We start from the raw sequence: 25,110 nt of genomic DNA on the forward strand, positions 1-25,110 counted from the left end.
CTTTTGCGCGCCGGCCCGCTGCCGGCTTCATGGACACCGAGATTTGGGTGTTTCATGAAACCGGGGGCTCCCGTTACTTTTCCTTGGCCAGTGTGTAGGCGACAACGGCGTTGGCATGCCCGTGACCCATTCCGTGGTCGTTCTTCAGCATCGCCACCAATTCCATATGCTTTGCCGGGAGCTTCCGGCGCACCAATTCTTGCCATTCCCCGATGGGGCGCCCGTATTTCTTCTCGATCGAAGGGAAATAGGAAGCCGGACCCTTGACGACGTCATCAACCATGATCGCGGCCTTCGTTGCTTCCAGGGGCATCCATCGATGCGCGCGCCGGGCCACCAACAGGGAAGATCGCCCTGAGAGCCGGGCTTCGGAGCCAGAGCCCGCCCCACAGGAGAAAGCCAAGATAAAGGCCGAACAAGGTGTGGCTGAAGAGCGGGCTGTCGACCCTGAACTGCGTCGCGATCGCGCCGCCCAAAAGCCCCGTCGTGACGATGGCGCCAAGCACGCTGGTCCTGGGGATCGCGTACAAGATCACACAGGCCAATTCGATCAGCCCGATCAGAAGCGTATGGCGTGGATCCCATCCGAGCGACCGGAGAGTCTCGGTCGCGACCGCCGCACCGAAGAGCTTGGGGGCCACCGAGGCGGCCAGGAGAAACAGGATGACGAGCCCGGACATCGCCCAGCCCGTCATGACGAGCTTGGGGCCCATGCCCGACCGTGCGGCCCCTTGCGTTCCGGATTGGCGATATCCCTGCGGCGAGAGCGTTTGCAAGATCGTATCTTTCCCTGGTTTTTTCGTCGGAAGCATTTATCTTTGTGTCGAGATAATGCGCCAGTTTATCTTGCTGTCAAGAGAGTTTCATGGATCACGTGTCGTCCCGCATCGAGCAATGGCATCGGGAGCTGCCCGACGTGGATACCGCTGGAATGGCCATCCTCGGGCGCATGCGGTGGATCACCCTGCAGGCCAGGCCGGAAATCGAAGCCGTCTTCGCCCGGCACGGCCTCGATACCGGCGAGTTCGACGTTCTCTCGACGCTGCTGAGGGCGGGGCCGCCTTACCGGTTGCGGCCGACGGAGCTCTTCCGCTCGCTGATGATCTCGTCCGGCGGGTTGACGGCCAGATTGGATCGCCTCGCCGGGCGTGGCCTGATCACCCGAGCGGAAGCCAGCCGCGACAAGCGTAGCCTGCCAGTCGAGTTGACCGTCCAGGGGCGCGCATTGGTCGAGGCCGCTTTTCGCGAGGACATGCTCGTCGAGCGAAAGCTGATCGCTGGCCTATCGGACAACGACAGGAGCCAGCTCGCCAAGCTGCTCGAGCGGCTGGCCCTGATCATCGGACCAGCCGCGGAGGAGCGGGGCCAAAGCGAGCCAGACTGAGACATTTCGCTTGTTGCCGGAGCCGTCGATCGGGCGTTCCCGAAGACGGCCGAAACAGGGATTCATGCCTTTGGGAATACTGACGTCTTCGACGCGATCGACTGAAAGCGGAGGACCGGGGACGAGAGCGTCGCGATCGAGAGCGTGTGGCGCCGTTGCGTTTCGAGTCTATCGCGCTTCACGCCGGCGCATGACCGTTTCCTCATTTGAACCGATTGAAAACAGGCGCGGATGGGCGCATCTCTAGGGACTGAGCGCTGCCGTCGCGGCGCCCGGAGATTTCGGTTCCCGCCATGCTCGACAAGTCCGCGCCGCCCCGCACGCTCAAGCTCAATGCCGCCGACAATGTCGTCGTCGCCGTCGATCCCGTGGATCTCGGCGTCACCGCAGCGGGCGTCGAGGCGCTGAAACGCATTCCGCGCGGGCACAAGATGGCGATCGTGCCGATCGCCAAGGACCAGCCGATCCGCAAATTCGGCCAGATCATCGGTTTCGCGACCGACGACATCGTGCCGGGCGACTGGGTGCACGAGCATAATACCGGCTTCCATGCCTTCGACCGCGATTATGCCTTCGCACAGGAGGCCAAGCCCGAATTCGTGCTGCCGGTCGAGCAGCAGGCGACCTTCGAGGGCTTCCGCCGCGCCAATGGCAAGGCCGGCACGCGCAATTATGTCGGCATCCTGACCTCGGTGAACTGCTCGGCTTCGGCCGCGCGCTTCATGGCCGAGGAGGTGAAGCGCTCCGGCCTGCTCGCCGATTATCCCAATGTCGACGGCGTGATCGCGCTGACCCACGGCACCGGCTGCGGCATCGACTATAATGGCGAGAGCTTCGAGGTGCTGAAGCGCACGACCTGGGGCTATGCCTGCAACCCCAACATGGCGGCGGTTCTGGTCGTCGGCCTCGGCTGCGAGGGCTTCCAGATCAGCCGCATGAAGGAAGCTTATGGCGTCACCGAGAGCGACGTCTTCCGCACGCTGACGATCCAGGAGACCGGGGGCACGAAGAAAGCGGTCGCCGCCGGCATCGAGGCGCTGAAGGTTATGCTGCCGATCGCCAACAAGGCGGTGCGCGAGACGGTGCCGGCTTCCGAACTGATGCTGGCGCTGCAATGCGGCGGCTCGGACGGCTATTCCGGCATCACCGCCAATCCGGCGCTTGGCGCAGCCGTCGACATCCTCGTCGAGCATGGCGGCACGGCGATCCTCTCCGAGACGCCGGAGATCTACGGTGCCGAGCATCTGCTGACGCGACGCGCCGCCACCCGCGAAGTCGGCGAGAAGCTCGTCGGCATCATCAAGTGGTGGGAGGACTATACCGCCCGCGCACGGATGGACATGAACAACAATCCCTCGCCGGGGAACAAGGCGGGGGGCTTGACCACCATCCTGGAGAAGTCGCTGGGCGCGGCGGCCAAGGGCGGCACCAAGACGCTCTCGGCGGTCTATCACTATGCCGAGCCGGTGAAGGCGAAGGGCTTCGTCTACATGGACACGCCCGGTTACGATCCGGTCGCGGCGACGGGGCAGGTGGCCGGCGGCGCCAACATCCTCGCCTTCACCACGGGGCGCGGCTCGGCCTATGGCTGCAAGCCGACGCCCTCGGTGAAGCTCGCGACCAATACGCCGATCTACGAGCGGATGATCGACGACATGGACATCAATTGCGGCGACGTGCTCGACGGCGTCTCGCTGGAACAGAAGGGCCGCGAGATCTTCGAGAAGCTGCTCAAGGTCGCTTCGGGCGAGCGGACGAAGTCCGAAGAGCTCGGCTATGGCGACGCCGAATACGTGCCCTGGCAGATCGGCGCGACGATGTGATTTTTTGCGGTGCCGGTTGAACCCGGCGTGTGACTGAAGCGACCAAGGATGGCTCCGGCGCTGCCGGGGCCATTCCTGTATCGGTTCGGATCTCCATGAAGACCTTCTTCCTCGTCACCGTCCCGCGCGTGCTGCTCGGGGTGATCTTTCTCATCAGCGCCGTCGACGGCTTCTGGTGGCTCGCCACCGGCGTGAACCTGATCCATCCGCCAACAAGCCCGCGCGGCGTCGTGTTCGAGACGGCGCTGCAGGATTCGGGCTTCCTCTGGCCCTTCATCAAGGCGGTCAACTTGACCGGGGCGCTGAGCCTGATCTCGAACGTCGCGCCGGCCTTCGGCCTCGCGCTGATCGCCCCCGTGATGGCGGTGATCGTGCTCTTTCACGCCACGATCAACCCGCAGGGCCTGCCGGTCGCGGTCATCCTCGTCGTGCTGGGCTCGATGCTGGTCTGGGCCTATCGCGACCGTTACGCGGCGCTGTTCCGCTGACAATCATCAATGCGTCCTCGCGTCATGGTCGGGCTTGTCCCGACCATCCACGTCTTCCCTCAGCGCGGGCGGTGTTCAAGACGTGGATGCTCGCCACAAGGGCGAGCATGACGGTGAGGCCAGCCGCTGGTCAGAGCGAAAAACCGGTCAGCCGCTCGCGCAGCCCTTCGATCCTGTCCGCCGCGACATTGGCGATCGCGATGCGCAGGTGGTTCTCCTGTCCGGGGCCGAAATAGGGGCCGGGCAGGGCAAGCACGCCGCAATCCTCGACGAGGCGGCGTGCCACCTCCGCCGCCTTCACGCCTGCGAACGGGTGGGCGACATAGGCGAAATAGGCGCCGGCCGAGAGCACGCGCCAGCCGTTGAGCGGCGCCATCGCCTGGCGGAAGAGATCGGCGCGGGCGTTGATCTCGGCGCGGTTGCGCTCGCGCCAGTCGCGGATGCCGTCGATGCCCCAGGTCACCGCCGCCTGCCCGGCCCGGACCGGGCTGATCTGCACGCAGTCGAGCACCTTGCCGATCTGGGCGAGCGCCGGCTCGCCGGCCGTGATCGCGCCGAGGCGCCAGCCCGGAATCGCATAGGCCTTCGAGAAGCTGTAGAGGTCGATCACCGAATCCTGCCAGCTCGTTGTGGCAAAGACTTCATGCGGTCTGGCAACATCTGCGGGCAGGAAATCCCGATAGGTCTCGTCCAGCACCAGCCAGATGCCGCGCCTGGCGCAGAGCGCAGCGAAGGCGGCGATGGTCTGCGGCGGATAGACCGCGCCGGTCGGGTTGTTGGGCGTGACGAGGACGATGGCGCGGGTGCGGTCGTCGATCAGCGCCTCGGCCGTCGCGACATCCGGCACGAAGCCGGCCTCCGGCGCGCAGGGCAGCGGCCGGGCTTCGACGCCGAGCATGGTCAGCGTCATCTCGTGGTTGAAGTACCAGGGCGTCGGCAGCAGCACGTTGTCGCCGGCGCGCGCCAGCGCCATCATCGTCACGACATAGGCCTGGTTGCAGCCGGAGGTGATCGCGACCTCGGCCGGCTTGAAGGCCGTACTGTAGATGCGGGAGATCTCGGCGGCATAGGCCTCGCGCAGGGCCGCGTCGCCGGTGATGCCGCCATAGCGCGTGCTGCCGGGCTCGGCCGCGGCGGCGGCGAGCTTATCGAGCAGGGCCGCCGGGGGCGGGGCGCCGGGTACCGCCTGCGACAGGTCGATCAGCGGGCCGCGGGCGCCGCCATAGGCGCGGGCCCAGCCCTGCGCCTCCGGGATCGGCGGCGTGCCGGTATCGATGAGATCGGGATTCAGGGGGGCGCTGGCGGTCGTCGGCATGATCCAACTGATTTGCGGCGTGCGGAGGTTTGCGTCAATCGCCTTGGAAGCGCAGCAAACCCGCGCCATATCTGGAGGACTTCCAATCCAGCGATGGGACGGGCGCATGCAGGACGAGACCGAGGACGCCATCGCGGCGCTGCAGGAACTGCTCGACCGGGCGGACGGCGTCGTCAGTTTCACCGGCGCCGGCATCTCGACGGAATCGGGCGTGCCGGATTTCCGTACGCCCGGCTCGCCCTGGATGGTCAACAAGCCGATCCCCTACGACGCCTTCATCCAGAGCCGCGAGGTTCGCATCGAGGCCTGGCGCCGCAAATTCACGATGGACGACCATTATCGCGGCGCGGCGCCCAATAGCGGCCACCGGGCGCTCGCACGGCTGGTGGCGGAGGGGCGCTCGCCCGCCATCGTCACGCAGAATATCGACGGGTTGCACCAGGCTTCCGGCGTGCCCGCGGACAAGGTGATCGAGCTGCATGGCAACGGCACCTATGCGACGTGCCTGACCTGCGGCTGGCGGCATGAACTGGCGGCGATCCGGCCCGTCTTCGAGGCGACCGGCGAGCCGCCAGCGTGCATGATCTGCGCCGGCCCGGTGAAATCCGCGACGATCTCCTTCGGACAGGCGATGCCGCAGGAGGCGATGAAGCGGGCGCAGATGCTGGCGCTGGAGTGTGACCTCTTCCTCGTCGTCGGCTCGTCGCTCATGGTCTATCCGGCGGCGACGCTGCCGGTGATCGCAAAACGGCAGGGCGCGAAGCTCGTGATCCTCAACCGCGAGCCGACGGAACTCGACGCGATCGCCGATCTCGTCATCCGCGCCGAGAGCGGGGCGGTGCTCGGCGCCTTGCCGGGTTAGTCGCGCGAGGCGAGCGCGAGCCTGATCGCCAGGCCGCCGAACACCGCGCCCATCAGCCTTTGCGGGAGGCGCACCAGGGCCGGCCGGCTGGCCAGAGCCTGGCCGATGTCGCTTGCCGCCAGGATGACAATGCCGTTCGTCAGGAAGCCCATGACGTTCAGGATGGTCGCGAGCACGATGACCTGAAGCGCGATCGAGCCGAGTTCCGGCTTCAGGAACTGCGGCAGCAGCGCCAGCATGAACAGAGCCATCTTCGGATTCAGCAGGTTGGTCCAGAGGCCTTGCAGGAAGATGCGCCGCAGCGGGACGGCAGGCACCCGGCCAGGCGCGAAGAGCGGCGTCTGCGAGCGCAGCGTCGTCCAGGCGAGATAGGCGAGATAGGCTGCGCCCAGCCAGCGCAGCACGTCATAGGCCGTCGGCACGAGGATGAAGAGCTGGGACAGCCCGAAGGCCGCGGCGAAGGCCTGCAGGTAGCTGCCGACCGCGATGCCGGCATAGGTGAGGAGGCCCGCCATCCGCCCCTGGCTGAGGCTGCGCGAGGCGATCAAAAGCATGTCCGGGCCGGGCGTGGCCGTGAGGACCGCCGCCGCGGCGGTGAAGAGCGCGAGCGTGGGCAGGTCGAGCATGGCGAATCCCTGTCAGGAGAAGTTCAGGCAGCATGCCATGGCCCGTGCGCCGGCCCCAGCGCTTCCGCCGAGAGGGTGGCCTGCTCGGAGATCAGCCCGCCAGATGATGTGGACGAATTTTTGGGGGCTGTATCCTGAATCGGCAGCAATGGTATCGTAACTGCGCGAATCAAGCGTTGCGCGTGGGGGTCAGCGGCACATGTCCGACGAATTCGGTGAGAGCGGGCGGCCACCGATGGGTCCCATCCAGTCACTCAATCGCGTCATGCGGCTCGATGGTCCGGGCAGCCAGGCGACGGAGGTGCCGGTCGAGGTGACCGGCTACGTCAAGTGGTTCGATGTCTCCAAGGGCTACGGCTTCGTCGTGCCGGAGGCGGGCGGCGCGGATGTCCTGCTCCATGTCACGATCCTGAAGCGCGATGGATTCAACACGATAGCCGAAGGGGCTCGCATCGTGCTTGAAGCCGTCGAGAAGCCCCGGGGCCGCCAGGCCGTGCGTGTGCTCTCGATCGACACCACCTCCGGCCGCCATCCTTCCGAGATGCCGATGGCGCGCACCAATGTCGCGGTCTCGCCGACGAGCGGGCTCGAGCGCATGGTGGTGAAATGGTTCAACCGCCTGCGCGGCTTCGGCTTCGTCTCGAAGGGCGAGGGTGCGCCCGACATCTTCGTGCATATGGAGACGCTGCGTCGTTACGGCCTCGTCGAGCTGGTGCCGGGACAGACGGTGCTCGTCCGCTACGGACCGGGACCGAAGGGCCTCATGGCCGCCGAGATCCATCTGGAGCAGAACGGCGCCGCCACGGTCGCGCACTGACGAATCTGGGCTCCTGCCGAAGGCGGCTTCGTCTCGGAGATTGATCTCCGTCAATTTTGCAACCATGTGCCCGGATTTCGGCACGCGGCTTTACGCTTCTTCAATACGCTCGCTTATGATTGAGGCTTCTTCGGAGGCCTCGTCATCGTTTTTCTCCTCAGTGATCGTGATGATCGCCGCGTGACCCTGCAAAGGGTTCTCTCGGTCTGGGGGCCGTGCCTGGCTCCAGACCCGTGGGACAGCGGCGCCGTGGTGCGCGAAGCCGATCAGCTTCTCGTCGCCGATCTCGATCTATCCGACCGCATGACGATCGATACGGCCCGCGCGGTGCTTGCGCCGCACAGGCAGGCCGGCGCCACCTGCCTGTTCCTCCTGCGCGACATGTCGAGCCGCAGCCAGGTGCAGGCGAATGCCCTGGGCGCGACCGAGATCCTGCCGGCCGACGCCTCCGTGGCCGAACTGCTCGACAAGGTCGGGGCCATGCTCGCGCCCTCGGCTCAGCCCGACATCCCGGCGCAACTGCGACACCATTTCGTGGCGGCGTCGGCCGCGCTGTCAGATCTGATCGGCGCGGCCGAGACGGGCGGCACCCTGCCGCTGAAGGCAATCGACGACAGCATCGAGGCCCTCAATCGCGCGGCCGATGGGGGCGACCTCAACGCCTGGCTCGACATGGTCTGGCGCCATGACGATGCGACCTATCAGCATTGCCTGCTGGTGGCGGGGCTGGCCGCGGCTTTCGCCCAGCGACTCGGCTTCCGCGAGGCCGACCGGAGGTTGATCGTCGAGGCGGCCGTCCTGCACGACATCGGCAAGGCCCGGATTCCCCTGGACATCCTGCGCAAGCCCGGAAGCCTGTCGCTGGCGGAGCGAGAGGTGATGCGCCGGCATCCGGGGATCGGCCATGAGATGCTGGTCGCACAAGGGGGATTCGCGCCGATGGTCCTGACCGCGGTGCTCTCGCATCACGAATATCTCGACGGCTCGGGCTATCCGCACGGGCTTGGCGGCGGCGACATCCCCGATCCGGTGCGGATCATCACCATCTGCGACGTCTATGCCGCCCTGATCGAGCGGCGCAGCTACAAACCCCCGATGCCGCCCGGCGAGGCCTATGCGGCGCTCGTCGCGATGGGCGGGAAGCTGGACCGCGATCTCGTCAGGGTCTTTGGGGAGGTCGTGCTCGATTCCGAGATCGTGCGTCTCGGCCGTTACGGCAGTCCCGTCCTGAATCGCGCGGCCGGGCATGCGGCCTGACGCCAGCCGATACTTCGGCCTGAAACTGCCTATCTGACCGAATCCTAGACCGCGAAGGAGGTCCCGCAGCCGCAGGAGCTGGTCGCGTTCGGGTTGGTGATGCGGAAGGACTGGCCGATCAGGTCGTCGACGAAATCGATCGTGCAGCCTTCGAGCAGGTCGAGCGAGGTCTCGTCGATCAGGACGGTGGCGCCGTCACGCTCGATGACGAGATCGTCCGCTGCCTTCTCCCGGTCGACGTCGAAGATGTACTGGAAACCGGAGCAGCCGCCGCCGGCGACGCTGACGCGCAGCATCGAGCCCGGCGGCTCCTTCGCCATCACCGAGATGATCCGTTTGGCGGCATTCGCGGTTACCGCGATGCCGCGCGGATTGACCGCAAGATCGGTCGACATGGTCAGATGCTCCTTGCACCCTGGTTACCCGGGAAGGTAATGGCCCGACAGCGGCTCTACAAGCATGGGTCCGCAATGAGGCTGCCATGCCCTATCCACAGAGCACGATGCCGCCGGTCGGGCTGGAGCCCGGAGAGCGCTGGCGCGCGCCCTATGCCTGCCGCTCGACGACGAGCCGGGGGCGCCTGGTGGCTGAGCCGGCCTCGGCGACGCGCGGCGAATTCCAGCGCGACCGCGACCGCATCATCCATTCGACCGCCTTCCGGCGGCTGAAGCACAAGACGCAGGTCTTCGTCTCGCATGAGGGCGACCACTATCGAACCCGCCTGACCCATACGATCGAGGTGGCGCAGATCGCCCGTGCCCTGGCGCGCGCGCTCGGCCTCGACGAGGACCTGGCCGAGGCGCTCGCGCTGGCACATGATCTCGGCCACACGCCCTTCGGCCATACCGGCGAGGATGCGCTGGAAGAGTGCATGGCCGGGTTCGGCGGCTTCGACCACAACGCCCAGACGCTCAGGATCGTGACGCGGCTGGAGCGGCGCTATGCCGATTTCGACGGGCTCAACCTGAGCTGGGAGACGCTTGAGGGACTGGTCAAGCATAACGGCCCGCTGCTCGACCATGAGGGCAGGCCGACGGCGCGCTATGCGAAGAGCGGGATCCCCGTCGCGATCGTCGAGTATCAGCAGCGCCAGGACCTCTGGCTCGACAGCTATGCGTCGGCGGAGGCGCAGGCCGCGGCGCTGGCCGACGACATCGCCTATAACGCCCATGACATCGATGACGGCTTGCGCGCCGGGCTGTTCGGCCATGCCGAGCTCCGGGCCGTGTCGTTCCTCGCCGAACTGCTCGACGAGATCGAGCGGCTGCATCCCGGGCTGGAGCGGTCGCGCGCCACCAACGAGCTCGTGCGGCGGGTGATCACGCGCTTCGTCGAGGACGTGATCATGGAATCGCAGCGGCGCCTTGCAGCGCTGGCGCCTGATGATGCGGATGCGATCCGGCGGGCGGACGCGCCGGTCATTGCATTCTCGGCGGCGATCGAGGCGGCCGATCGCGACATCAAGGGCTTCCTCTACCCCAACATGTACCGCCACCCGCGCATCGCGCCGATCCGCGCCGATGCGGCGCAGGTGGTACGCGACCTGTTCGCCCGCTTCAGCGCCGATCCGGCGGCGATGCCGGAGGAGTGGGCGGCGGGCTGCGATCCCCTCGACGAACACCGCCGTGCCCGGCGCATCGCCGACTATATCGCGGGCATGACCGACTGGTACGCGCTCGACGAGCACCGCCGCCTGTTTGACGCCACCCCCTCGCTGCGATAGGGCCGGGCGGCCGAAAAGAACGATCTGGATTGCGTAGCCCTCATCCTGAGGAGCCGCGAAGCGGCGTCTCGAAGGATGCTCCGGTTTTCAGAGCCTTCTGGAGCATCCTTCGAGACGCGCCTGCGGCGCTCCTCAGGATGAGGGCTGATGAACCGATACAGCCGAAGATGACCATGATGAACCTGTTCGAGATCTATTCCGCCCGTCTTCACGCCGCGCTCTCAGGCCTCGCCGAGCGAGGCGTGCTTCCGACCGGCCTTAATCTCGCGCGCGTCGTGGTCGAGCCGACCAAGGACCCGGCCCATGGCGATCTCGCTACCAATGCCGCGATGGTCCTGGCCAAGGATGCCGGCACCAACCCGCGTGCCTTGGCGACGCTGCTGGTCGAGGAACTGGCGAAGGACCCGGAGATCACCAAGGCGGAGATCGCCGGCCCGGGCTTCATCAACCTGACCCTGCAGCCGTCGATCTTCACGGCGGTGCTGAAGGCGGCGATCGAGGCCGGGCTGGATTACGGGCGCGGCGCACCGAAGCCCGAGCCGAAGGTCAACGTCGAATATGTCTCGGCGAATCCGACCGGGCCGATGCATGTCGGTCATGGCCGCGGGGCCGTGTTCGGCGATGCGCTGGCGAGCCTGCTCGCCTTTGCCGGCCATGACGTCACCCGCGAATACTACATCAACGATGCCGGCGCGCAGGTCGATGTGCTCGCCCGCTCCGCCTTCCTGCGCTATCGCGAGGCGCTCGGCGAGGATATCGGCGCGATCCCCGAGGGGCTCTATCCCGGCGACTATCTGGTCTCGGTCGGCAAGACGCTCGCCGAGCAATATGGGCCGGCGCTGCGCGACAAGGCCGAGTGGGACTGGCTGCCGCTCGTCCGGCAGGCGGCGATCGACGGCATGATGGCGATGATCCGCGACGATCTCGCCGCGCTCGGCGTCGTCCACGATCTCTTCTTCTCGGAGCGCTCGCTGCAGGGTCGGGACGGCGATACCAATGCTGTGCACCAGACGATCGAGGACCTGCGGGCGCGCGACCTCGTCTATGAGGGCCGCCTGCCGCCGCCGAAGGGGCAGAAGGACGAAGACTGGGAAGACCGGGAGCAGACCCTGTTCCGGGCCACCAAGTTCGGTGACGATGTCGACCGGCCGCTGCTGAAGTCGGATGGCAGCTACACCTATTTCGCCAACGACATCGCCTATCACCGCTCCAAGTTCGTGCGCGGTTTCCCCGAGATGATCGACGTCTGGGGCGCCGACCATGGCGGCTATGTCAAGCGCATGCAGGCGGCGGTGAAGGCCGTCACGAACGGGCAGGGCTCGCTCGACGTCAAGCTCTGTCAACTGGTCCGCTTGCTGCGCAATGGCGAGCAGGTGCGCATGTCCAAGCGCTCCGGCGATTTCGTGACGCTGCGCGAGGTCATCGACGAGGTCGGCCGCGATGCGGTGCGCTTCATGATGATCTTCCGCAAGAACGACGCGACGCTGGATTTCGATCTCGGCAAGGTCGTCGAGCAGTCGAAGGACAACCCGGTCTTCTACGTCCAGTACGCGCATGCGCGCTGCGCCTCGATCTTCCGCCAGGCGCGCGAGGCGTTTCCGGATCTCGATCTGTCGACGGCGTCGCTGGCCGGCGCAGATCTCTCGATCCTGACCGACGAGGCCGAGGTCGGCATCGTCAAGATGCTGGCGTCCTATCCGCGAATCATCGAGGGCGCCGCCGCCGCGCATGAGCCGCATCGCGTGGCATTCTTCGTGCATGATCTGGCGAGCGCGTTCCATTCGCTCTGGAACAAGGGCAAAGACTCGCCGCAATTACGGTTCGTTAATCAAACTGATCGAAAGTCGACCTTGGCGAGATTGGCGTTTGTGCATGCGGTGCGCAGCGTTCTTGCTTCCGGTCTGGCTGTCGCCGGAGTTGCGGCGCCGGAAGAGATGCGCTGACGGAGATTTCCGGCGGCGCGCACAAGGTCAGGTTGACCGCACAGAGTTCCCGGTTCTTCCATAGGGGGAAGCGGCTTGTGCTGGAATGGATCGTACCATGAGTGAGCCAGCTAGGAACCGTTTCGCGCTCGATCTCGAAGATCTCGAGCGCCAGCTGCGCGGGGCAGGGCAGACGCCCCGCCCGGGGCAGCAGGCCGACCCGCTTGCGGAATTGACCCGCATCGTCGGGCAGGACGATCCGCTCAAGGATATCTTCGCCGAACGGCGCCAGCCGCCGCGCCCTGCGATGCGCCAGGAGCCGAGCTTCGAGGTCGTGCCGCAGCAGCCGGCGCCCGCCATGCCCCAGGCGAGCCAGCCGCCGGCCGAGATGCGCGGGGCGCTCGACGAGTTCGAGGCGCTGCTGCGCCGCACCGAGCCGCGCCGGGCCGAGGCGCCTGCGCCGGTTCCGGCTCCGCCGCCGGCGCACCGGCAGGATTTCGAAGCGGATTACGATCTGCCCGAGCCGCTGCCCTATTCCCGCCCTGCGGCGATCCAGGGGGCGGCCCCGCCGCGCGATCTCGACGAGGGCGCGCAGTATCGCCAGGCCCCGGCCGCCTATGCGCCGGGAGAGCCTGCCTATGATTACGGCCACGCCCAGCAGGCGATGCCGGCGCCCGAATATGGCGAAGAGGATATGCCGGATCTCGAGCCGCGTCGTTCGCGCAAGGGGCTCTGGGCTGCCGCCGCGGTCATCGCCGTCGGGCTCGTCGGCGTCGGCGCTGCCTTCACGATGCGCGGCGGCTCCGTCACGAAGGATGGGCAGCCGCCGGTGATTGCGGCCGATTCCGGCCCGGTCAAAGTCGCTCCGGCCAATCCGGGCGGCGCCGAAATCCCGAACCAGAACAAGCAGATCTACGAGCGCAGCCCCGATACGCCGACGGCGCCGACCAAGGTCGTGAACAACGAGGAGCAGCCGGTCGACGTCCAGCAGGCCGCCCGCTCGATGGCGCCGCGTGTCGTCGCACCCGGTCCGAACTCCAGCGGCGGCACGGCTCTCGCCGCGGCGCCGAGCGCGCCCGAGCGCAGCATCGTTCCGCCGGAGCCCGGCCTGACGCCGATGCCGCCCGTGCCGGGCCTCGGCGAGCCGCGCAAGGTCCGCACCGTCTCGATCCGTCCCGACGGCACGCCGGCGCAGAACCCGGTCGCCGTCGACCAGCCGATCGCGACCGGCTCGGCGCCGAGCCGCTCGCTCGCCAACCAGCCGGCGAACGTGGCTCTGTCTCGTCCGATGCAGCTTCCTTCCGCCGCTCCGAAGCCCGAGGCTCGCGCCACGACGCCGCCGGCCGCCACCACCCCTGTCGCGCCGACCCGCGTCGCCAGCGCCGCACCGGCTCCCGCCGCTGCCCCGCCGGCGCCCGCGACGGCCGCCGTCCGCGCCGGCACCGGCGATTTCGTGGTGCAGCTCGGCGCGCCCGGCAGCGAATCCGAGGCCCGCGCCACCTATGCCGCCCTGCAGCGCAAGTATCCGCAGCAGCTCGGCGGCCAGGCCCCGATCGTTCGCAAGACCGAGCTCGCCGGCGGCAAGACCGTGTTCCGCCTCCGCGTCGGGCCTTATTCCCGCGAGGATGCGACCTCGATGTGCACCGCGCTCCAGGCTGCCGGCGGACAGTGCTTCATCGCGAAGAACTGAGCTTTCGGCCATTGCAGGCTTTGTCGAACGGCGGTCCTTCGGGGCCGCCGTTTCGCATTGTGTGGCTAGCGCATGGGGCCGCGAGAGGCGGCTGGTTCCGCTGCGTCCGATCTGGCTGTAGCCTGCCGCGCGAATCGTGGGCGATCTTGTCCACGGGCCTTGCATCACGCGAACGATGCGAGGTGCGAAATCGCCCCGGGCAAAGCACTCGGGGCCAGCAGGAGGTAGCCCCATGGATCGCCGCAGTTTCGTCAAGGTCGCCGGAGCCGGTGCCGCCGGCAGCGCCGTCATCGCCGCGCCCGCCGTCGCGCAGTCGCAGCCCAAGATCAACTGGCGCCTGACGTCGAGCTATCCGAAGAGCCTCGACACGCTCTTCGGCATCTCGACCCATGTCGCGAAGCGCGTGGCCGAGGCGACCGACAACAATTTCCAGATCCAGGTCTTCGCACCGGGCGAGATCGTGCCGGCGCTGCAGGCGCTCGATGCCGTGCAGAACGGCACCGTCGAGTGCAGCCATACGCTGGCGAGCTTCTATATCGGCAAGGACCCGGCCTTCGCCTTCGAGACCTCGCTGCCCTTCGGCTTCAACACCCGCCAGCAGAACGCCTGGCTCTATCAGGGCGGCGGCCTCGAGCTCTGCCGCGCCTTCATGAAGACCTACAACATCCACACCATCCCCTCGGGCAATACCGGTGCGCAGATGGGCGGCTGGTTCCGCAAGGAGATCAAGTCGCTGGAGGACCTGAAGGGCCTGAAGTTCCGCATCGCCGGCCTCGGCGGGCGGATCATGGCGCGGCTCGGCGTCGTGCCGCAGACGATCGGCGGCGCCGACATCTACCCGGCGCTGGAACGCGGCACGCTCGACGCGGTCGAGTTCTCCGGCCCCTATGACGACGAGAAGCTCGGCTTCGTGAAGGTCGCCAAGTACTACTACTATCCCGGCTTCTGGGAGGGGAACGCCAATGTCAGCTTCCTCGCCAACCAGGACAAGTGGAACGAGCTGCCGGCCTCCTACAAGGCGATCGTGGAAGCGGCCTGCGCCGAGGCCAATGCGCTCTGCGTGGCCAAGTACGACCACAACAATCCCGACGCGCTGATTCGCCTTGCCGGCACCGGCGCGGAATTGCGCCCCTTCCCGCAGGAGGTGATGGCGGCGGCGTTCAAGGAGGCTTTCGCGATGTATGGCGAGCTCGCTGCCAGCAACGCCAATTTCAAGACCTTTTACGATTCCTTCCTGCCTTACTGGAAGAAGGAGCAGCTCTGGTTCCGCATCGCCGAACTGCCGTTCGACGCGTTCAACGCGCAGAACTACCAGCAGGTGAAGTGAGGAGACCCTCCTGTCCAGGAGGCGTCATTCCAGACAAGCCGCGTTCGTGGCGCCGATCCGGAATCCATCGTAGAGCGCAGCGCCCTACCATGGATTCCGGGTCTCCGCTTCGCTCCGCCCGGAATGACGGAGGAGGGGCGAACGATGGTTCTTGACCGCGCCCGCGCGGCATTTTGCGTTATCGCATCGGCATTGTCCGAAAACCGCATTTGCGTTTTTCGGCCGATACCGTAACCCGATGCCATGACATCGCGCGCCTTCATCGCCGGCTGCCTCGGCACGAGCCTCACCGCTGACGAGCGGGCCTTCTTCCGCGACGCCCGGCCCTGGGGCTTCATCGTCTTCAAGCGCAACACACAGTCGCGCGAGCAAGTCGCGGCGCTGACGGCCGAGATGCGCGAGACCGTCGGCTGGCACGCGCCGATCCTGATCGACCAGGAGGGAGGGCGCGTCCAGCGCATGGGGCCGCCGAACTGGCCGAAATACCCCTCTGCGCGGAGCTTCCTTGCGATCAACGATCCCATCCGCCAGCGCGAGATCGTCCGGCTCAACGCCCGCCTGATGGCGCATGACCTGAGACAAGTCGGCATCGATGTCGACTGCCTGCCGGTGCTCGACGTGCCCGTCGCGGGCAGCCATGACGTGATCGGAGACCGCGCCTATGCGCATGATCCCGACCAGGTCGCGCGGCTCGGCCGGGCGGCGGCCGAGGGGCTGATCGCGGGCGGCGTGCTGCCGGTCGTCAAGCATATGCCCGGCCATGGCCGCGCGCGCGCCGACAGCCATCACGACCTGCCGATCGTCGATGCTTCGCTGGACGAGCTCCGGGCGCATGATTTCCGGCCGTTCCGGCATCTCGCCGACATGCCGCTGGCGATGACCGCGCATCTCGTCTTCACCGCGCTCGACGCCAAGAACCCGGCGACGATCTCGCGGAAGATCGTGCGCGAGATCATGCGCGACGAGCTCGGCTTCGACGGGCTGATCATGACCGACGACATCTCGATGAAGGCGCTGTCGGGCTCGTTCGAGGCGAAGTCACGCGCCGCCATCCGCGCCGGCGTCGACGTCATCCTGCATTGCCACGGCATCATGGACGAGATGATCGCCGTCGCGGGGGCCGTGCCGGAGATGACGGGCGCGCGCGCCCGCCGCGCCGCCGCCGCGCTCGGACGCATCCGGCACGAGCCGGAACCGGTCGATCTGGAGGCCGCACGCGCCGAAGTGGCGGCTGCGCTTGCCTTGAGCGCCTGAACGACTGAATCTACCCTAGGGCATGTAATTTTCCCAAGCGCGGTCATCCCGGACGGAGCGAAGCGAAGATCCGGGATCCATGCCTGAGCCTGGCCGATAGAGGTTCCGGCATGGATCCCGGGTCTCCCTTCGGTCGCCCGGGATAACGGCGCGTATGGGATGTAGGGGCCAAGGCTCATGACGGCCGAATTGCCATTCGAGGAAGACCGCGCGGAGCGCGCGGGCGAGCCTTCGCTCGTCGTCGATGTCGACGGCTATGAAGGTCCGCTCGACCTGCTGCTCGATCTCGCGCGCCGGCAGAAGGTCGACCTGCACCGCATCTCGATCCTGGCGCTGGCCGAGCAGTACCTCGCCTTCGTCGAGCAGGCGCGGGCGCTGCGGCTCGAGCTCGCGGCCGACTATTTGGTGATGGCGGCCTGGCTCGCCTATTTGAAGTCGCGCCTGCTGCTGCCGGAGCCGCCCAGGGGCGAGGAGCCGAGCGCCGCCGATCTCGCGACCGCGCTGGCCCTGCGCCTGCGCCGGCTGGAGGCGATCCGCGCCGCCGCCAACAAGCTCTCCGCCCGCGAGCGGTTGGGGCAGGACGTCTTCGCGCGCGGCGCGCCTGAGGAGATCGTCGCTGGTGCCCGGCCGGTCTGGGAGGCGGAGCTTTACGATCTGCTCTCGGCCTATGCCCAGCAGCGGCAGAAGCGCATGCAGGGCCATATCTCGGTCGGCCATCGCGCCGTCTGGTCGCTGGTGGAAGCGCGCGAAGCCTTGCAGCGCCTGGTCGGTGAAGCCGGCGACTGGACCGAGCTCGACGATTATCTCATGCAGTATATGGCGTCGCACGGCCTGTCGGCGCGGGAGATGCGGTCGACGGTTCGGGCCTCGGCCCTCTCGGCGATGCTGGAGATGGTGCGGGAAGGGGTGCTCGACCTCAGGCAGGACGAGGCCTTCGCGCCGATCCAGGTGCGCCGCCGCTCGGCCCGGCCGCAGGGGCTGCCCTTTGCCGCCAAGGACGCCTCATGACCGGGATGGCGGCTGAACCCGAGGATGTCGAAACGGATGGCGGCGCGGAGGCCTTTTCGCTGGCGCTGCGCGTCGTCGAGGCATTGCTGTTCGCTTCGGCCGCGCCACTGACGGCCGAGGCGCTCGGCCGTGCCATTCCCGCCGGCATCGCGGTCGAGCAGGTGCTGGCCCGGCTCGTCGAGAGCTATGCGACGCGCGGGGTCAATCTGCGCCAGGTCGCCGGCGGCTGGGCTTTCCGGACGGCGCCCGATCTCGGCTACCTGCTCGCGGCCAAGGCCGAGCCGCCGCGGCGCCTGTCGCGGGCCGCGCTCGAAGTGCTCTCGATCATCGCCTATCACCAGCCGGTGACGCGGGCCGAGATCGAGGAGATCCGCGGCGTCGCCACCGCCAAAGGTACGCTCGATATCCTGCTCGAGGCGGGCTGGGTGCGGCTGCGCGGGCGGCGGCGCTCCCCGGGGCGGCCGATCACCTATGGTACGACACCGGGCTTCCTCGACCATTTCGGGCTCGACCGGATCGACGACCTGCCGGGGCTGGAGGAATTGAAGGGCACGGGCTTCATCGAAGGGCGCCTGACGCGCGACCTCGCGGTGCCGGTGCCCGATGACGATCCGTCCTTGCGCGACGACGAGGACCCGCTGGGCGATCTGTTCAGCCCGCTTGACGACGGCGAGGGCGGATCGCAGGGGTGAGGGCAGGCATCGCGGCATCGCGACTGTTTTCTCCGGCGTCATCCCGGACAAGCCGCGAAGTGGCGCCGATCCGGGATCCCTCGTAGCGCGCGGTGCATTACGATGGATCCCGGGTCTGCGCTTCGCTTGCCCGGGATGACGGCGCGGATGGTGGAATTTGGAGCAGGGACTTGGCGCAGAGCGAGACCAAAGCAGGATGGCTCGGCTGGGGCCGGCGCGGCACGGCCGGCGCGGCGATCCCGATGGCGCTCGGCTTCGAGAACGTGACGCAGCGTTTCGGTTCGGTGACTGCGCTGTCGGACGTCTCGCTCTCGGTCAAGCCCGGCGAGATCGTCGCGCTGCTCGGCCAATCCGGCTGCGGCAAGACGACGCTGCTCAGGCTCGCAGCCGGTGTCGAACGGCCGAGCGCGGGCCGCGTGCTGTTGGAAGGGCGCGACGTTTCGGCACCCGATCGCTTCGTCGAGCCGGAGCATCGCGGCGTCGGCTTCGTCTTCCAGGATTACGCGCTGTTTCCGCATCTTTCCGTGCGCGACAATGTCCGCTTCGGGCTGCGCGGCCAAGCACCGGCTGCGGCCGATGCAACCGCCTTGCGGGCGCTGGCGCGGGTCGGGCTGGCCGACCTCGCCGATTCCTATCCTCATATGCTCTCCGGTGGCGAGCAGCAGCGCGTGGCGCTTGCCCGCGCGATCGCGCCGCGACCGGGCGTGCTGCTGATGGACGAGCCCTTCTCCAATCTCGACCGGCGCCTGCGCGACGTGGTCCGCGACGAGACCGCCGCGCTGCTGGAAGAGACCGGCGCGACCTCGATCATCGTGACGCATGATCCCGAGGACGCGATGCGGATCGCCGACCGGATCGTGCTGATGCGGGCCGGCGAAATCGTCCAGATCGGCACGGGCGAGGAGCTCTACCGGCGGCCCAACAGCCTCTTTGCCGCCCGATTTTTCTGCGATCTAACCGAGGTCGAGGGCCGGGTTTCGGATGGAGCGGTCGAGACGCCGTTCGGCCGTTTCGTGGCGCCGGGCATCGCGGACGGCGCGGCTGCGGTCGCCTGCATCCGGCCGCACCGCGTCCGCATCGTGCCGAAGGGCTATTATCTGCGGGGACGTTTGACGGGGCGGCGCTTCCTCGGCGAGGCCGACCATCTGCAGGTGATGGTGGACGGTTTCGACAGGGCTCTTTCGGTTCGCGCGCCGCTCTCCGACGAGATCGCGGTGGGCGATGAGATCGGCGTCGAGATTCCGTCGGACGAAGTCCTTGTGTTTCCTGCTGCGGATCAATAGGTTCCGCCGCCGAACAAGCGACCGGGCAAGGATTTGGTTGGGGCCATTCCCCGGTCGCCGCAATTTCGGAGGAGTTCGCCATGGGTGGCGTGAGCATTTGGCACTGGATCGTCGTCGGCGTCATCGTGATGCTGCTGTTCGGGCGGGGCAAGGTTTCCGAGCTGATGGGCGATGTCGCCAAGGGCATCAAATCCTTCAAGAAGGGCATGGCCGAGGATGACGAGCCGGCGGCGCCGACCGCCAGCACCGTCGACCCCAAGGTGATCGACCAGACTAAGGCCGACAACGCCGCCGCCCAGGCCCAGGCCAAGGCCGAGCACAAGGCCTGATGCCGCTGCTCCTGCGGGAGCAGGCTTGAGAGGACGAGCCGTCGATGTTCGACATCGCCTGGAGCGAGATGGTGCTGATCGGCGCGGTGGCGCTGGTGGTGATCGGCCCGAAGGACCTGCCCAAGGCCCTGCGCACGGTCGGCCAGACGATCGGCCGTGTCCGGCGCATGGCGTCGGAATTCCAGGGGCAGTTCAACGAAGCGATGCGCGAGGCCGAACTCGCCGACCTGAAGAAGCAGGTCGAGGATGTCGGCGGATCGGTGTCGAGCGCGCTGAACAACGATTTCAAGCCGATCGATACGCCCAAGGACTTCGATCCGCCCAAGCCGGACGCTTCGAACCCGGACGAGGCCGCGCTGAAGGAGGCCGAGGCGAAGCTGGCCTCGCTGCCGCCTCCGGAGCCGCTGCCGCCGGTCCAGATCGCTGCCGAAGCGCCGAAGCCCGCCGAGAAGCCGAAGCGGGCGCGCAAGGTAGTGGCCGAGCCTGTTCCTGCAATCGCCGAGGCGCCTGTCGCTCCTGCGGTTGCCGCGGCAGAGGCTGCTCCGAAGCCTGCCCGCAAGCGCAGCGCCAAGGCTGTCGATGCGCCGGCCGCCGTAGAAGCGCCAGTTCCGGCGCCTGTCGCGGCCGCGCCGGCCAAGGCACCGAAAGCGGCCGCCGCGCGCAAGCCGAAGACCGCGGTTGCCGCTGCCGCCCCGGCTGAAGCTGCCAAACCTGCCGCCCGCAAGCGCAAGACCGCCAAGGGCGAGGAGAATTCCGCATGAGCGTCGCCAATCCGCGCGACGGCGAGGACGAGATCGAGGCCTCGCGCGCGCCGCTCATCGAGCATCTGATCGAGCTGCGCTCGCGGCTGATCAAGTCGCTGATCGCCTTCCTGATCATGTTCTTCGTCTGCTTCGGCTTCTCGACGCAGATCTACAACATCCTGGTGAAGCCCTATGTCTGGGCTGCCGGCAGCGCCGCCAACGCTCAATTGATCTATACCGGCCCGCTCGAGCTGCTGTTCACCCATATCAAGGTGGCGGCCTTCGGCGCCGGCTTCTTCGCCTTCCCGGTGATCGCGACGCAGATCTACAAGTTCGTGGCGCCCGGCCTCTACAAGAACGAGAAGGCGGCTTTCGCGCCCTATCTGGTGGCGACGCCGGTGTTCTTCACGCTTGGCGCCATGCTGGTCTTCTTCTTCGCCATGCCGGTGCTGATGAAGTTCTCGCTCGGCATGCAGCAGGCTGCGACCGAGACCCAGGCCGGCATCGCGCTGCTGCCCAAGGTCAGCGAATATCTCTCGCTGATCATGACGCTGATCTTCGCCTTCGGCATCGCCTTCCAGTTGCCGGTGATCCTGACCCTCCTCGGGCAGGCCGGCATCATCGATTCGAAATTCCTGAAGGAAAAGCGCCGCTACGCCATCGTCTTCGTCTTCGTCGTGGCGGCGGTGCTGACCCCGCCGGACGTGATCTCGCAGCTCATGCTCGCGGTCCCGATGCTGCTGCTCTACGAGCTCTCGATCTTCTCGGTGCGCCGGGTCGAGAAGAAGGGCGAGGCCGCGAAGGCCGAAGAGGACGCGGCGGAGTAGGGCCCGGCCGTCATGCTCGGCCTTGGGCCGACCATCCACGTCTCGATCACCGCCTGCATCGGACGAAGACGTGGATGGTCGGGACGAGCCCGACCATGACGCGGCTGTTGCGCGGAATGCCGATCTCGGTGGTTCCCTCGCGCGCGATCCCGGTCTAGAGCATCCAACGCTGCATTCCGCAGCGATGGCATGGCCGGACGACGATGTACGACATCAGATGGATTCGCGAGAACGCTGCTGCGTTCGACAAGGGGCTTGAGCGCAGGGGCCTCGCGCCGCTGTCGTCCTCGCTGCTCGAACTCGATGACGTCCGCCGCTCGTCGATCGCCAAGGCACAGGCCACGCAGGAGCGCCGCAACGCGCTCTCCAAGGAGATCGGCAAGGCGATGGGCGCGAAGGATGTCGCGCTCGCCGATAAGCTGAAGGCCGAGGTTGCCACGCTCAAGGAGCAGCAGCCGGCGCTGGAGGCCGAGGAGAAGGCCGCCAAGGACGCGCTCGACGAGAAGCTCGCCGCGATCCCGAATGTGCCTTTCGACGACGTGCCCGATGGCGCCGACGAGCACGACAATGTCGTGCTGCATGTCCATGGCGTGAAGCCGGAGGAGCGCGGGCTGCTCAAGGGCGTCAATGATCCCAAGCAGCATTTCGAGCTGGGCGAGGCGCTCGGCCAGATGGATTTCGAGAAGGCGGCCAAGCTCTCCGGCTCGCGCTTCGTCGTTCTCCAGAGCCAGATCGCGCGGCTGTCGCGGGCGATCGGGCAGTTCATGCTCGACACGCACACGGAAGAGCACGGCTATACGGAGGTCAATCCGCCGCTCCTCGTGCGCGACGACGCGATGTTCGGCACGGCGCAATTGCCCAAATTCCGCGAGGATCAGTTCCGCGCCGGCGAGGAGCATTGGCTGATCCCGACCGCCGAGGTGCCGCTGACCAATCTGGCAAGGGAATCAATCCTCTCCGAGGAGGAGCTGCCGCTTCGATTCACCGCGCTGACGCCATGCTTCCGCTCTGAGGCCGGCTCGGCGGGCCGAGATACGCGCGGCATGCTTCGCCAGCACCAGTTCGAGAAGGTCGAGCTCGTCTCGATCACGGCGCCCGAGAAATCGCGCGAGGAGCATGAGCGCATGCTCGCCTGTGCCGAGGCGGTGCTGAAGAAGCTCGACCTGCATTATCGCGTCATGACCTTGTGCACCGGCGACATGGGCTTCGCGTCGCAGAAGACCTGGGACATCGAGGCCTGGCTGCCCGGCCAGAAGACCTATCGCGAGATCTCGTCCTGCTCGGTCTGCGGCGATTTCCAGGCTAGGCGCATGAACGCCCGCTACAAGACGAAGGACGGCAAGGGGCCGTTCTTCGTGCACACCCTCAATGGCTCGGGCACGGCGGTCGGCCGCGCGCTGATCGCGGTGATGGAGAACTACCAGAACGCTGACGGCTCGATCACCGTGCCGGACGTGCTGGTGCCCTATATGCGCGGCGTGACGCGGATCGAGAAGGCGGCCTGAGATGCGCATCCTCGTCACCAATGATGACGGCATCCATGCCGAGGGGCTGGCCGTGCTGGAGCGCATCGCGCGCCAGCTCTCCGACGATGTCTGGGTCGTGGCGCCCGAGACCGACCAGTCGGGCGTTGCGCATTCGCTGTCGCTGTCGAACCCCTTGCGGCTGCGCCAGATCGAGGAGAAGCGCTTCGCGGTGCAGGGCACGCCGACCGATTGCGTGATCATGGCGGTGCGCGCCGTCATGGCGAAGGCGCGGCCCGATCTCGTGCTCTCCGGCGTCAACCGGGGCTCGAACGTCGCCGAAGACGTGACGTATTCCGGCACGATCGCGGCGGCGATGGAAGGCACGCTGCTCGGCGTGCCCTCGATCGCGGTGAGCCAGGCGTATTCGCCCGGCAATCGCGATTCGATCCGCTGGGACTGCGCCGAGAGCCATGCGCCGGGCATCATCCGGCGCTTGCTGGAGGAGGGGATTCCAGAGGGCGTGCTGTTCAACCTCAACTTCCCCAATGCGGGGCCGGACGAGGTCGAGGGCGTCGCCGTCACCGTGCAGGGGCGGCGCGACCAGGAGATCGTGCAGCTCGAACCGCGCAAGGACGGCCGCGGCAATCCCTATTACTGGATCGCCTTCCAGCGCAGCGGCAAGGAGCCGGCCAACGGCACCGATCTGAAGGCGCTGGCGGAAAAGCGCATCTCGATCACGCCGCTGGAACTCGACCTGACGCATGAGCCGACGCTGACGCGCTTCGCGCGGCTGTTCGCCTGAGCCCGGGGCGGGGAGGGGCATGAGCGAGGACGCGCCAGCCAGCGAAGGCGAGCGTACCGTCGCCTTCCTGCTCTCGCTCCGCGCGCGGGGCGTGCGCGATCTCGCGCTGCTGCGCGCGATGGAGCGGGTGCCACGCGACCGCTTCGCGCCGGCCCGCTTCGCCGATCTCGCCCGGCAGGACGTCTCGGTGCCGCTGCCCTGCGGCCAGACGATGACCGCGCCGCATACCGTCGCAAACCTGCTGGTGGCGCTCGACATGCAGCCGGGCGCGCGCGTGCTCGAAGTGGGCACCGGCTCCGGCTATGTCTCCGCGCTGCTGGCCGCGATGGGAGGCGAGGTCGTCTCCCTGGAGCGTTACCGCTCGCTGGCCCTGGCGGCGCATGAGCGCGTCTCCGATAGCGGTTTCGGCGGGGTCGTCGATCTGCGCCATGCCGACGGGTTCCAGCCGGACCGGACGCTCGGGCGTTTCGACCGCATCCTGGTCAATGGCGTCACCCAGGCCGTGCCGGAGGCGCTGCTGGCACGGCTCTCGCCCGGCGGGCGCCTCGTCGGCGCGCTGCGTGTCGAGGGCGCGGCGCGGCGGGTCGTGGTCACGCATCTCGAAGACGGGCAGTTCGATTATGCGACCGGGCCGGCCCTGCGACTGCCGCCCTTGATCCCCGGCCGTTCTCGCGCGCTTTGAAGCTTCCGGCGCTTGTTTCGCCTGCGCGCGATCCCATCGAAAAATCCAAAAAAGTGAAGAGGGCGGACGGAGCGAAACGCTTTCGTAACCTCAACGGGAGTTTAATCGGCCTCATCGAGTTGCGTCGTTCGCGAGTACTCAGTTCATGCGTAGCCAAGCCGGATCGATCAATCCCCGCGCTCTCCGTCGTCTCTCGACGGTGTGCCTGTTCGCTCTCAGCGTCAGTGCCTGCTCGTCGGACGCGATGCGTTTCACCGAGACTCCCTTCGAGAGTCCTTTCAAGTCGGCTCAGGCGCCGGCTCCCGTCCGCGATCCTGTCACGACCGGCTCGATCGGGCAGGTGTCGAGCGCGCCGCTGCAGCCAGTGGCTTCCGCTCCGCTCGTTCGCTCGCAGCCTCTGCCGGCGCCGCAGTCGTCCGTCGCGCTGAGCGCGCCGCCGCGGCAGCCCGTGTCGGGCAGCTCCGCCGGCTGGTCGGCGCAGGGCGGCACCCCGGTCGTTCTGGCCCAGGGCGAGACGCTCGATACGATCTCGTCGCGCTACGGCGTGCCGCGCGCCGCCATCATGTCTGCGAACGGGCTGAACAACGCGAACGTGGCCCCGGGCACCCGCATCACCATTCCCGTCTATAACGCCGCTGCCGCTTCCGCGCCGGCTGCTCCTGCGGCCCCGGCCCCGGCTCCGGTCCGTCAGGCTGCGCAGGCGCCGGTCGAGACGCAGCGCTTCGTCGCCGGGCCGTCCGCCGCTCCGCGCGCCATGCCGCCAGCCGCCGTCGATCCGAAGGTGCAGGCC

Annotated in this window: 26 protein-coding genes; 21 read left to right on the plus strand and 5 right to left on the minus strand. The window is 67.4% G+C overall.

The features are described 5' to 3' along the window. Positions 1 to 73: 73 nt before the first annotated feature. Together JHD80_RS15560 and JHD80_RS15565 are read right to left on the minus strand one after the other, a co-directional pair. The gene (locus tag JHD80_RS15560) at positions 74 to 283 is read right to left on the minus strand and encodes a DUF4287 domain-containing protein (RefSeq protein WP_199088927.1); all 210 of its coding nucleotides are present in this window, start codon (positions 281 to 283) and stop codon (positions 74 to 76) included. Then, on the minus strand, positions 276 to 776 hold the full coding sequence (locus tag JHD80_RS15565; RefSeq protein WP_349237278.1) for a DoxX family protein: 501 nt from the start codon (positions 774 to 776) through the stop codon (positions 276 to 278). Before JHD80_RS15565 ends, JHD80_RS15560 begins: the two co-directional genes overlap by 8 nt. Positions 777 to 865: 89 nt before the next feature. On the opposite strand from JHD80_RS15565, the gene JHD80_RS15570 reads away from it, so the two are divergent. From JHD80_RS15570 to JHD80_RS15580, 3 genes are all read left to right on the plus strand, one after another. Further along, positions 866 to 1,384, plus strand: a complete 519-nt coding sequence (locus JHD80_RS15570) for a MarR family winged helix-turn-helix transcriptional regulator (protein WP_199088936.1) — start codon at positions 866 to 868, stop codon at positions 1,382 to 1,384. A 293-nt stretch (positions 1,385 to 1,677) separates the two neighbouring features. After that, positions 1,678 to 3,207, plus strand: a complete 1,530-nt coding sequence (locus JHD80_RS15575) for a UxaA family hydrolase (RefSeq protein WP_199088938.1) — start codon at positions 1,678 to 1,680, stop codon at positions 3,205 to 3,207. A 95-nt stretch (positions 3,208 to 3,302) separates the two neighbouring features. Continuing rightward, positions 3,303 to 3,695, plus strand: coding sequence for a hypothetical protein (locus JHD80_RS15580; protein WP_199088940.1), 393 nt, complete (start codon positions 3,303 to 3,305; stop codon positions 3,693 to 3,695). Positions 3,696 to 3,825: 130 nt separating this feature from the next. On the opposite strand, the gene JHD80_RS15585 is transcribed toward JHD80_RS15580, so the two are convergent. Next, entirely contained in the window at positions 3,826 to 5,010 is a 1,185-nt protein-coding gene (locus JHD80_RS15585; RefSeq protein WP_199088942.1) for an aminotransferase, read from the minus strand. Positions 5,011 to 5,116: 106 nt separating this feature from the next. On the opposite strand from JHD80_RS15585, the gene JHD80_RS15590 reads away from it, so the two are divergent. Beyond that, positions 5,117 to 5,872, plus strand: a complete 756-nt coding sequence (locus JHD80_RS15590) for an SIR2 family NAD-dependent protein deacylase (RefSeq protein ID WP_199088944.1) — start codon at positions 5,117 to 5,119, stop codon at positions 5,870 to 5,872. Here JHD80_RS15590 and JHD80_RS15595 read toward each other — a convergent pair. Next, positions 5,869 to 6,498 carry a LysE family translocator gene (locus JHD80_RS15595; RefSeq protein WP_199088946.1) on the minus strand — a complete coding sequence of 210 codons (630 nt, stop codon included), beginning with the start codon at positions 6,496 to 6,498 and terminating at the stop codon, positions 5,869 to 5,871. The two genes, JHD80_RS15590 and JHD80_RS15595, sit on opposite strands and share 4 nt — an antisense overlap. 265 nt (positions 6,499 to 6,763) lie before the next feature. On the opposite strand from JHD80_RS15595, the gene JHD80_RS15600 reads away from it, so the two are divergent. Beyond that, positions 6,764 to 7,315, plus strand: coding sequence for a cold-shock protein (locus tag JHD80_RS15600; protein WP_248311580.1), 552 nt, complete (start codon positions 6,764 to 6,766; stop codon positions 7,313 to 7,315). Between the two features lie 180 nt (positions 7,316 to 7,495). Continuing rightward, positions 7,496 to 8,572, plus strand: a complete 1,077-nt coding sequence (locus JHD80_RS15605; protein WP_199088950.1) for an HD domain-containing phosphohydrolase — start codon at positions 7,496 to 7,498, stop codon at positions 8,570 to 8,572. Between the two features lie 44 nt (positions 8,573 to 8,616). On the opposite strand, the gene JHD80_RS15610 is transcribed toward JHD80_RS15605, so the two are convergent. Further along, positions 8,617 to 8,967, minus strand: coding sequence for a HesB/IscA family protein (locus JHD80_RS15610; protein WP_199088952.1), 351 nt, complete (start codon positions 8,965 to 8,967; stop codon positions 8,617 to 8,619). Between the two features lie 86 nt (positions 8,968 to 9,053). On the opposite strand from JHD80_RS15610, the gene JHD80_RS15615 reads away from it, so the two are divergent. The 15 genes from JHD80_RS15615 to JHD80_RS15685 all read left to right on the plus strand — a co-directional run. Further along, on the plus strand, positions 9,054 to 10,295 hold the full coding sequence (locus JHD80_RS15615; RefSeq protein WP_248311578.1) for a deoxyguanosinetriphosphate triphosphohydrolase: 1,242 nt from the start codon (positions 9,054 to 9,056) through the stop codon (positions 10,293 to 10,295). A gap of 176 nt (positions 10,296 to 10,471) precedes the next feature. Then, positions 10,472 to 12,238: an arginine--tRNA ligase gene (gene argS / locus JHD80_RS15620; RefSeq protein ID WP_199089006.1), complete on the plus strand. Its 1,767-nt coding sequence runs from the start codon at positions 10,472 to 10,474 to the stop codon at positions 12,236 to 12,238. 97 nt (positions 12,239 to 12,335) lie between these two features. After that, positions 12,336 to 13,907, plus strand: coding sequence for an SPOR domain-containing protein (locus JHD80_RS15625; protein ID WP_199088954.1), 1,572 nt, complete (start codon positions 12,336 to 12,338; stop codon positions 13,905 to 13,907). A gap of 232 nt (positions 13,908 to 14,139) precedes the next feature. Next, on the plus strand, positions 14,140 to 15,234 hold the full coding sequence (locus tag JHD80_RS15630) for a TRAP transporter substrate-binding protein (protein WP_199088956.1): 1,095 nt from the start codon (positions 14,140 to 14,142) through the stop codon (positions 15,232 to 15,234). A 243-nt stretch (positions 15,235 to 15,477) separates the two neighbouring features. After that, positions 15,478 to 16,488, plus strand: a complete 1,011-nt coding sequence (gene nagZ / locus JHD80_RS15635) for a beta-N-acetylhexosaminidase (protein ID WP_199088958.1) — start codon at positions 15,478 to 15,480, stop codon at positions 16,486 to 16,488. Between the two features lie 177 nt (positions 16,489 to 16,665). Further along, entirely contained in the window at positions 16,666 to 17,496 is an 831-nt protein-coding gene (locus JHD80_RS15640; protein ID WP_199088960.1) for a segregation and condensation protein A, read from the plus strand. Positions 17,497 to 17,501: 5 nt separating this feature from the next. Continuing rightward, complete coding sequence (gene scpB / locus JHD80_RS15645; RefSeq protein ID WP_199089012.1) at positions 17,502 to 18,188, plus strand: SMC-Scp complex subunit ScpB; 687 nt, start codon at positions 17,502 to 17,504, stop codon at positions 18,186 to 18,188. 170 nt (positions 18,189 to 18,358) lie between these two features. Beyond that, entirely contained in the window at positions 18,359 to 19,471 is a 1,113-nt protein-coding gene (locus JHD80_RS15650) for an ABC transporter ATP-binding protein (RefSeq protein ID WP_248311579.1), read from the plus strand. Between the two features lie 80 nt (positions 19,472 to 19,551). Beyond that, entirely contained in the window at positions 19,552 to 19,800 is a 249-nt protein-coding gene (locus JHD80_RS15655; RefSeq protein WP_199088962.1) for a twin-arginine translocase TatA/TatE family subunit, read from the plus strand. A gap of 44 nt (positions 19,801 to 19,844) precedes the next feature. Further along, entirely contained in the window at positions 19,845 to 20,561 is a 717-nt protein-coding gene (gene tatB, locus JHD80_RS15660) for a Sec-independent protein translocase protein TatB (protein ID WP_199088964.1), read from the plus strand. Continuing rightward, positions 20,558 to 21,370: a twin-arginine translocase subunit TatC gene (tatC, locus tag JHD80_RS15665; RefSeq protein WP_199088977.1), complete on the plus strand. Its 813-nt coding sequence runs from the start codon at positions 20,558 to 20,560 to the stop codon at positions 21,368 to 21,370. The genes tatB and tatC overlap by 4 nt, the downstream gene beginning before the upstream one ends. A gap of 203 nt (positions 21,371 to 21,573) precedes the next feature. After that, positions 21,574 to 22,875, plus strand: a complete 1,302-nt coding sequence (serS, locus tag JHD80_RS15670; RefSeq protein ID WP_199088979.1) for a serine--tRNA ligase — start codon at positions 21,574 to 21,576, stop codon at positions 22,873 to 22,875. Position 22,876: 1 nt separating this feature from the next. Further along, on the plus strand, positions 22,877 to 23,638 hold the full coding sequence (surE, locus tag JHD80_RS15675; protein WP_199088981.1) for a 5'/3'-nucleotidase SurE: 762 nt from the start codon (positions 22,877 to 22,879) through the stop codon (positions 23,636 to 23,638). A 19-nt stretch (positions 23,639 to 23,657) separates the two neighbouring features. Then, entirely contained in the window at positions 23,658 to 24,320 is a 663-nt protein-coding gene (locus JHD80_RS15680) for a protein-L-isoaspartate O-methyltransferase family protein (protein WP_199088983.1), read from the plus strand. Between the two features lie 244 nt (positions 24,321 to 24,564). Next, positions 24,565 to 25,110: LysM peptidoglycan-binding domain-containing protein (locus JHD80_RS15685; protein ID WP_199088985.1), on the plus strand; the 546-nt coding region annotated here is incomplete at its 3' end.

Origin of the sequence: Allobosea sp. ASV33 (assembly GCF_016428755.1) — a bacterium.
Lineage (GTDB): Bacteria > Pseudomonadota > Alphaproteobacteria > Rhizobiales > Beijerinckiaceae > Allobosea.

Bases quoted from the DNA above. Each gene is read 5' to 3' on its own strand.
- JHD80_RS15580 (WP_199088940.1), top strand. From the start codon at position 3,303: ATGAAGACCTTCTTCCTCGTCACCGTCCCGCGCGTGCTGCTCGGGGTG.
- serS (WP_199088979.1), top strand. From the start codon at position 21,574: ATGTACGACATCAGATGGATTCGCGAGAACGCTGCTGCGTTCGACAAG.
- JHD80_RS15610 (WP_199088952.1), bottom strand. From the start codon at position 8,967: ATGTCGACCGATCTTGCGGTCAATCCGCGCGGCATCGCGGTAACCGCG.
- JHD80_RS15575 (WP_199088938.1), top strand. From the start codon at position 1,678: ATGCTCGACAAGTCCGCGCCGCCCCGCACGCTCAAGCTCAATGCCGCC.
- JHD80_RS15680 (WP_199088983.1), top strand. From the start codon at position 23,658: ATGAGCGAGGACGCGCCAGCCAGCGAAGGCGAGCGTACCGTCGCCTTC.
- tatB (WP_199088964.1), top strand. From the start codon at position 19,845: ATGTTCGACATCGCCTGGAGCGAGATGGTGCTGATCGGCGCGGTGGCG.
- JHD80_RS15595 (WP_199088946.1), bottom strand. From the start codon at position 6,498: ATGCTCGACCTGCCCACGCTCGCGCTCTTCACCGCCGCGGCGGCGGTC.
- argS (WP_199089006.1), top strand. From the start codon at position 10,472: ATGAACCTGTTCGAGATCTATTCCGCCCGTCTTCACGCCGCGCTCTCA.
- JHD80_RS15570 (WP_199088936.1), top strand. From the start codon at position 866: ATGGATCACGTGTCGTCCCGCATCGAGCAATGGCATCGGGAGCTGCCC.
- JHD80_RS15640 (WP_199088960.1), top strand. From the start codon at position 16,666: ATGACGGCCGAATTGCCATTCGAGGAAGACCGCGCGGAGCGCGCGGGC.
- JHD80_RS15600 (WP_248311580.1), top strand. From the start codon at position 6,764: ATGCGGCTCGATGGTCCGGGCAGCCAGGCGACGGAGGTGCCGGTCGAG.
- JHD80_RS15585 (WP_199088942.1), bottom strand. From the start codon at position 5,010: ATGCCGACGACCGCCAGCGCCCCCCTGAATCCCGATCTCATCGATACC.
- JHD80_RS15625 (WP_199088954.1), top strand. From the start codon at position 12,336: ATGAGTGAGCCAGCTAGGAACCGTTTCGCGCTCGATCTCGAAGATCTC.
- JHD80_RS15590 (WP_199088944.1), top strand. From the start codon at position 5,117: ATGCAGGACGAGACCGAGGACGCCATCGCGGCGCTGCAGGAACTGCTC.
- JHD80_RS15655 (WP_199088962.1), top strand. From the start codon at position 19,552: ATGGGTGGCGTGAGCATTTGGCACTGGATCGTCGTCGGCGTCATCGTG.
- surE (WP_199088981.1), top strand. From the start codon at position 22,877: ATGCGCATCCTCGTCACCAATGATGACGGCATCCATGCCGAGGGGCTG.
- tatC (WP_199088977.1), top strand. From the start codon at position 20,558: ATGAGCGTCGCCAATCCGCGCGACGGCGAGGACGAGATCGAGGCCTCG.
- scpB (WP_199089012.1), top strand. From the start codon at position 17,502: ATGGCGGCTGAACCCGAGGATGTCGAAACGGATGGCGGCGCGGAGGCC.
- JHD80_RS15630 (WP_199088956.1), top strand. From the start codon at position 14,140: ATGGATCGCCGCAGTTTCGTCAAGGTCGCCGGAGCCGGTGCCGCCGGC.
- JHD80_RS15560 (WP_199088927.1), bottom strand. From the start codon at position 283: ATGGTTGATGACGTCGTCAAGGGTCCGGCTTCCTATTTCCCTTCGATC.
- nagZ (WP_199088958.1), top strand. From the start codon at position 15,478: ATGACATCGCGCGCCTTCATCGCCGGCTGCCTCGGCACGAGCCTCACC.
- JHD80_RS15615 (WP_248311578.1), top strand. From the start codon at position 9,054: ATGCCCTATCCACAGAGCACGATGCCGCCGGTCGGGCTGGAGCCCGGA.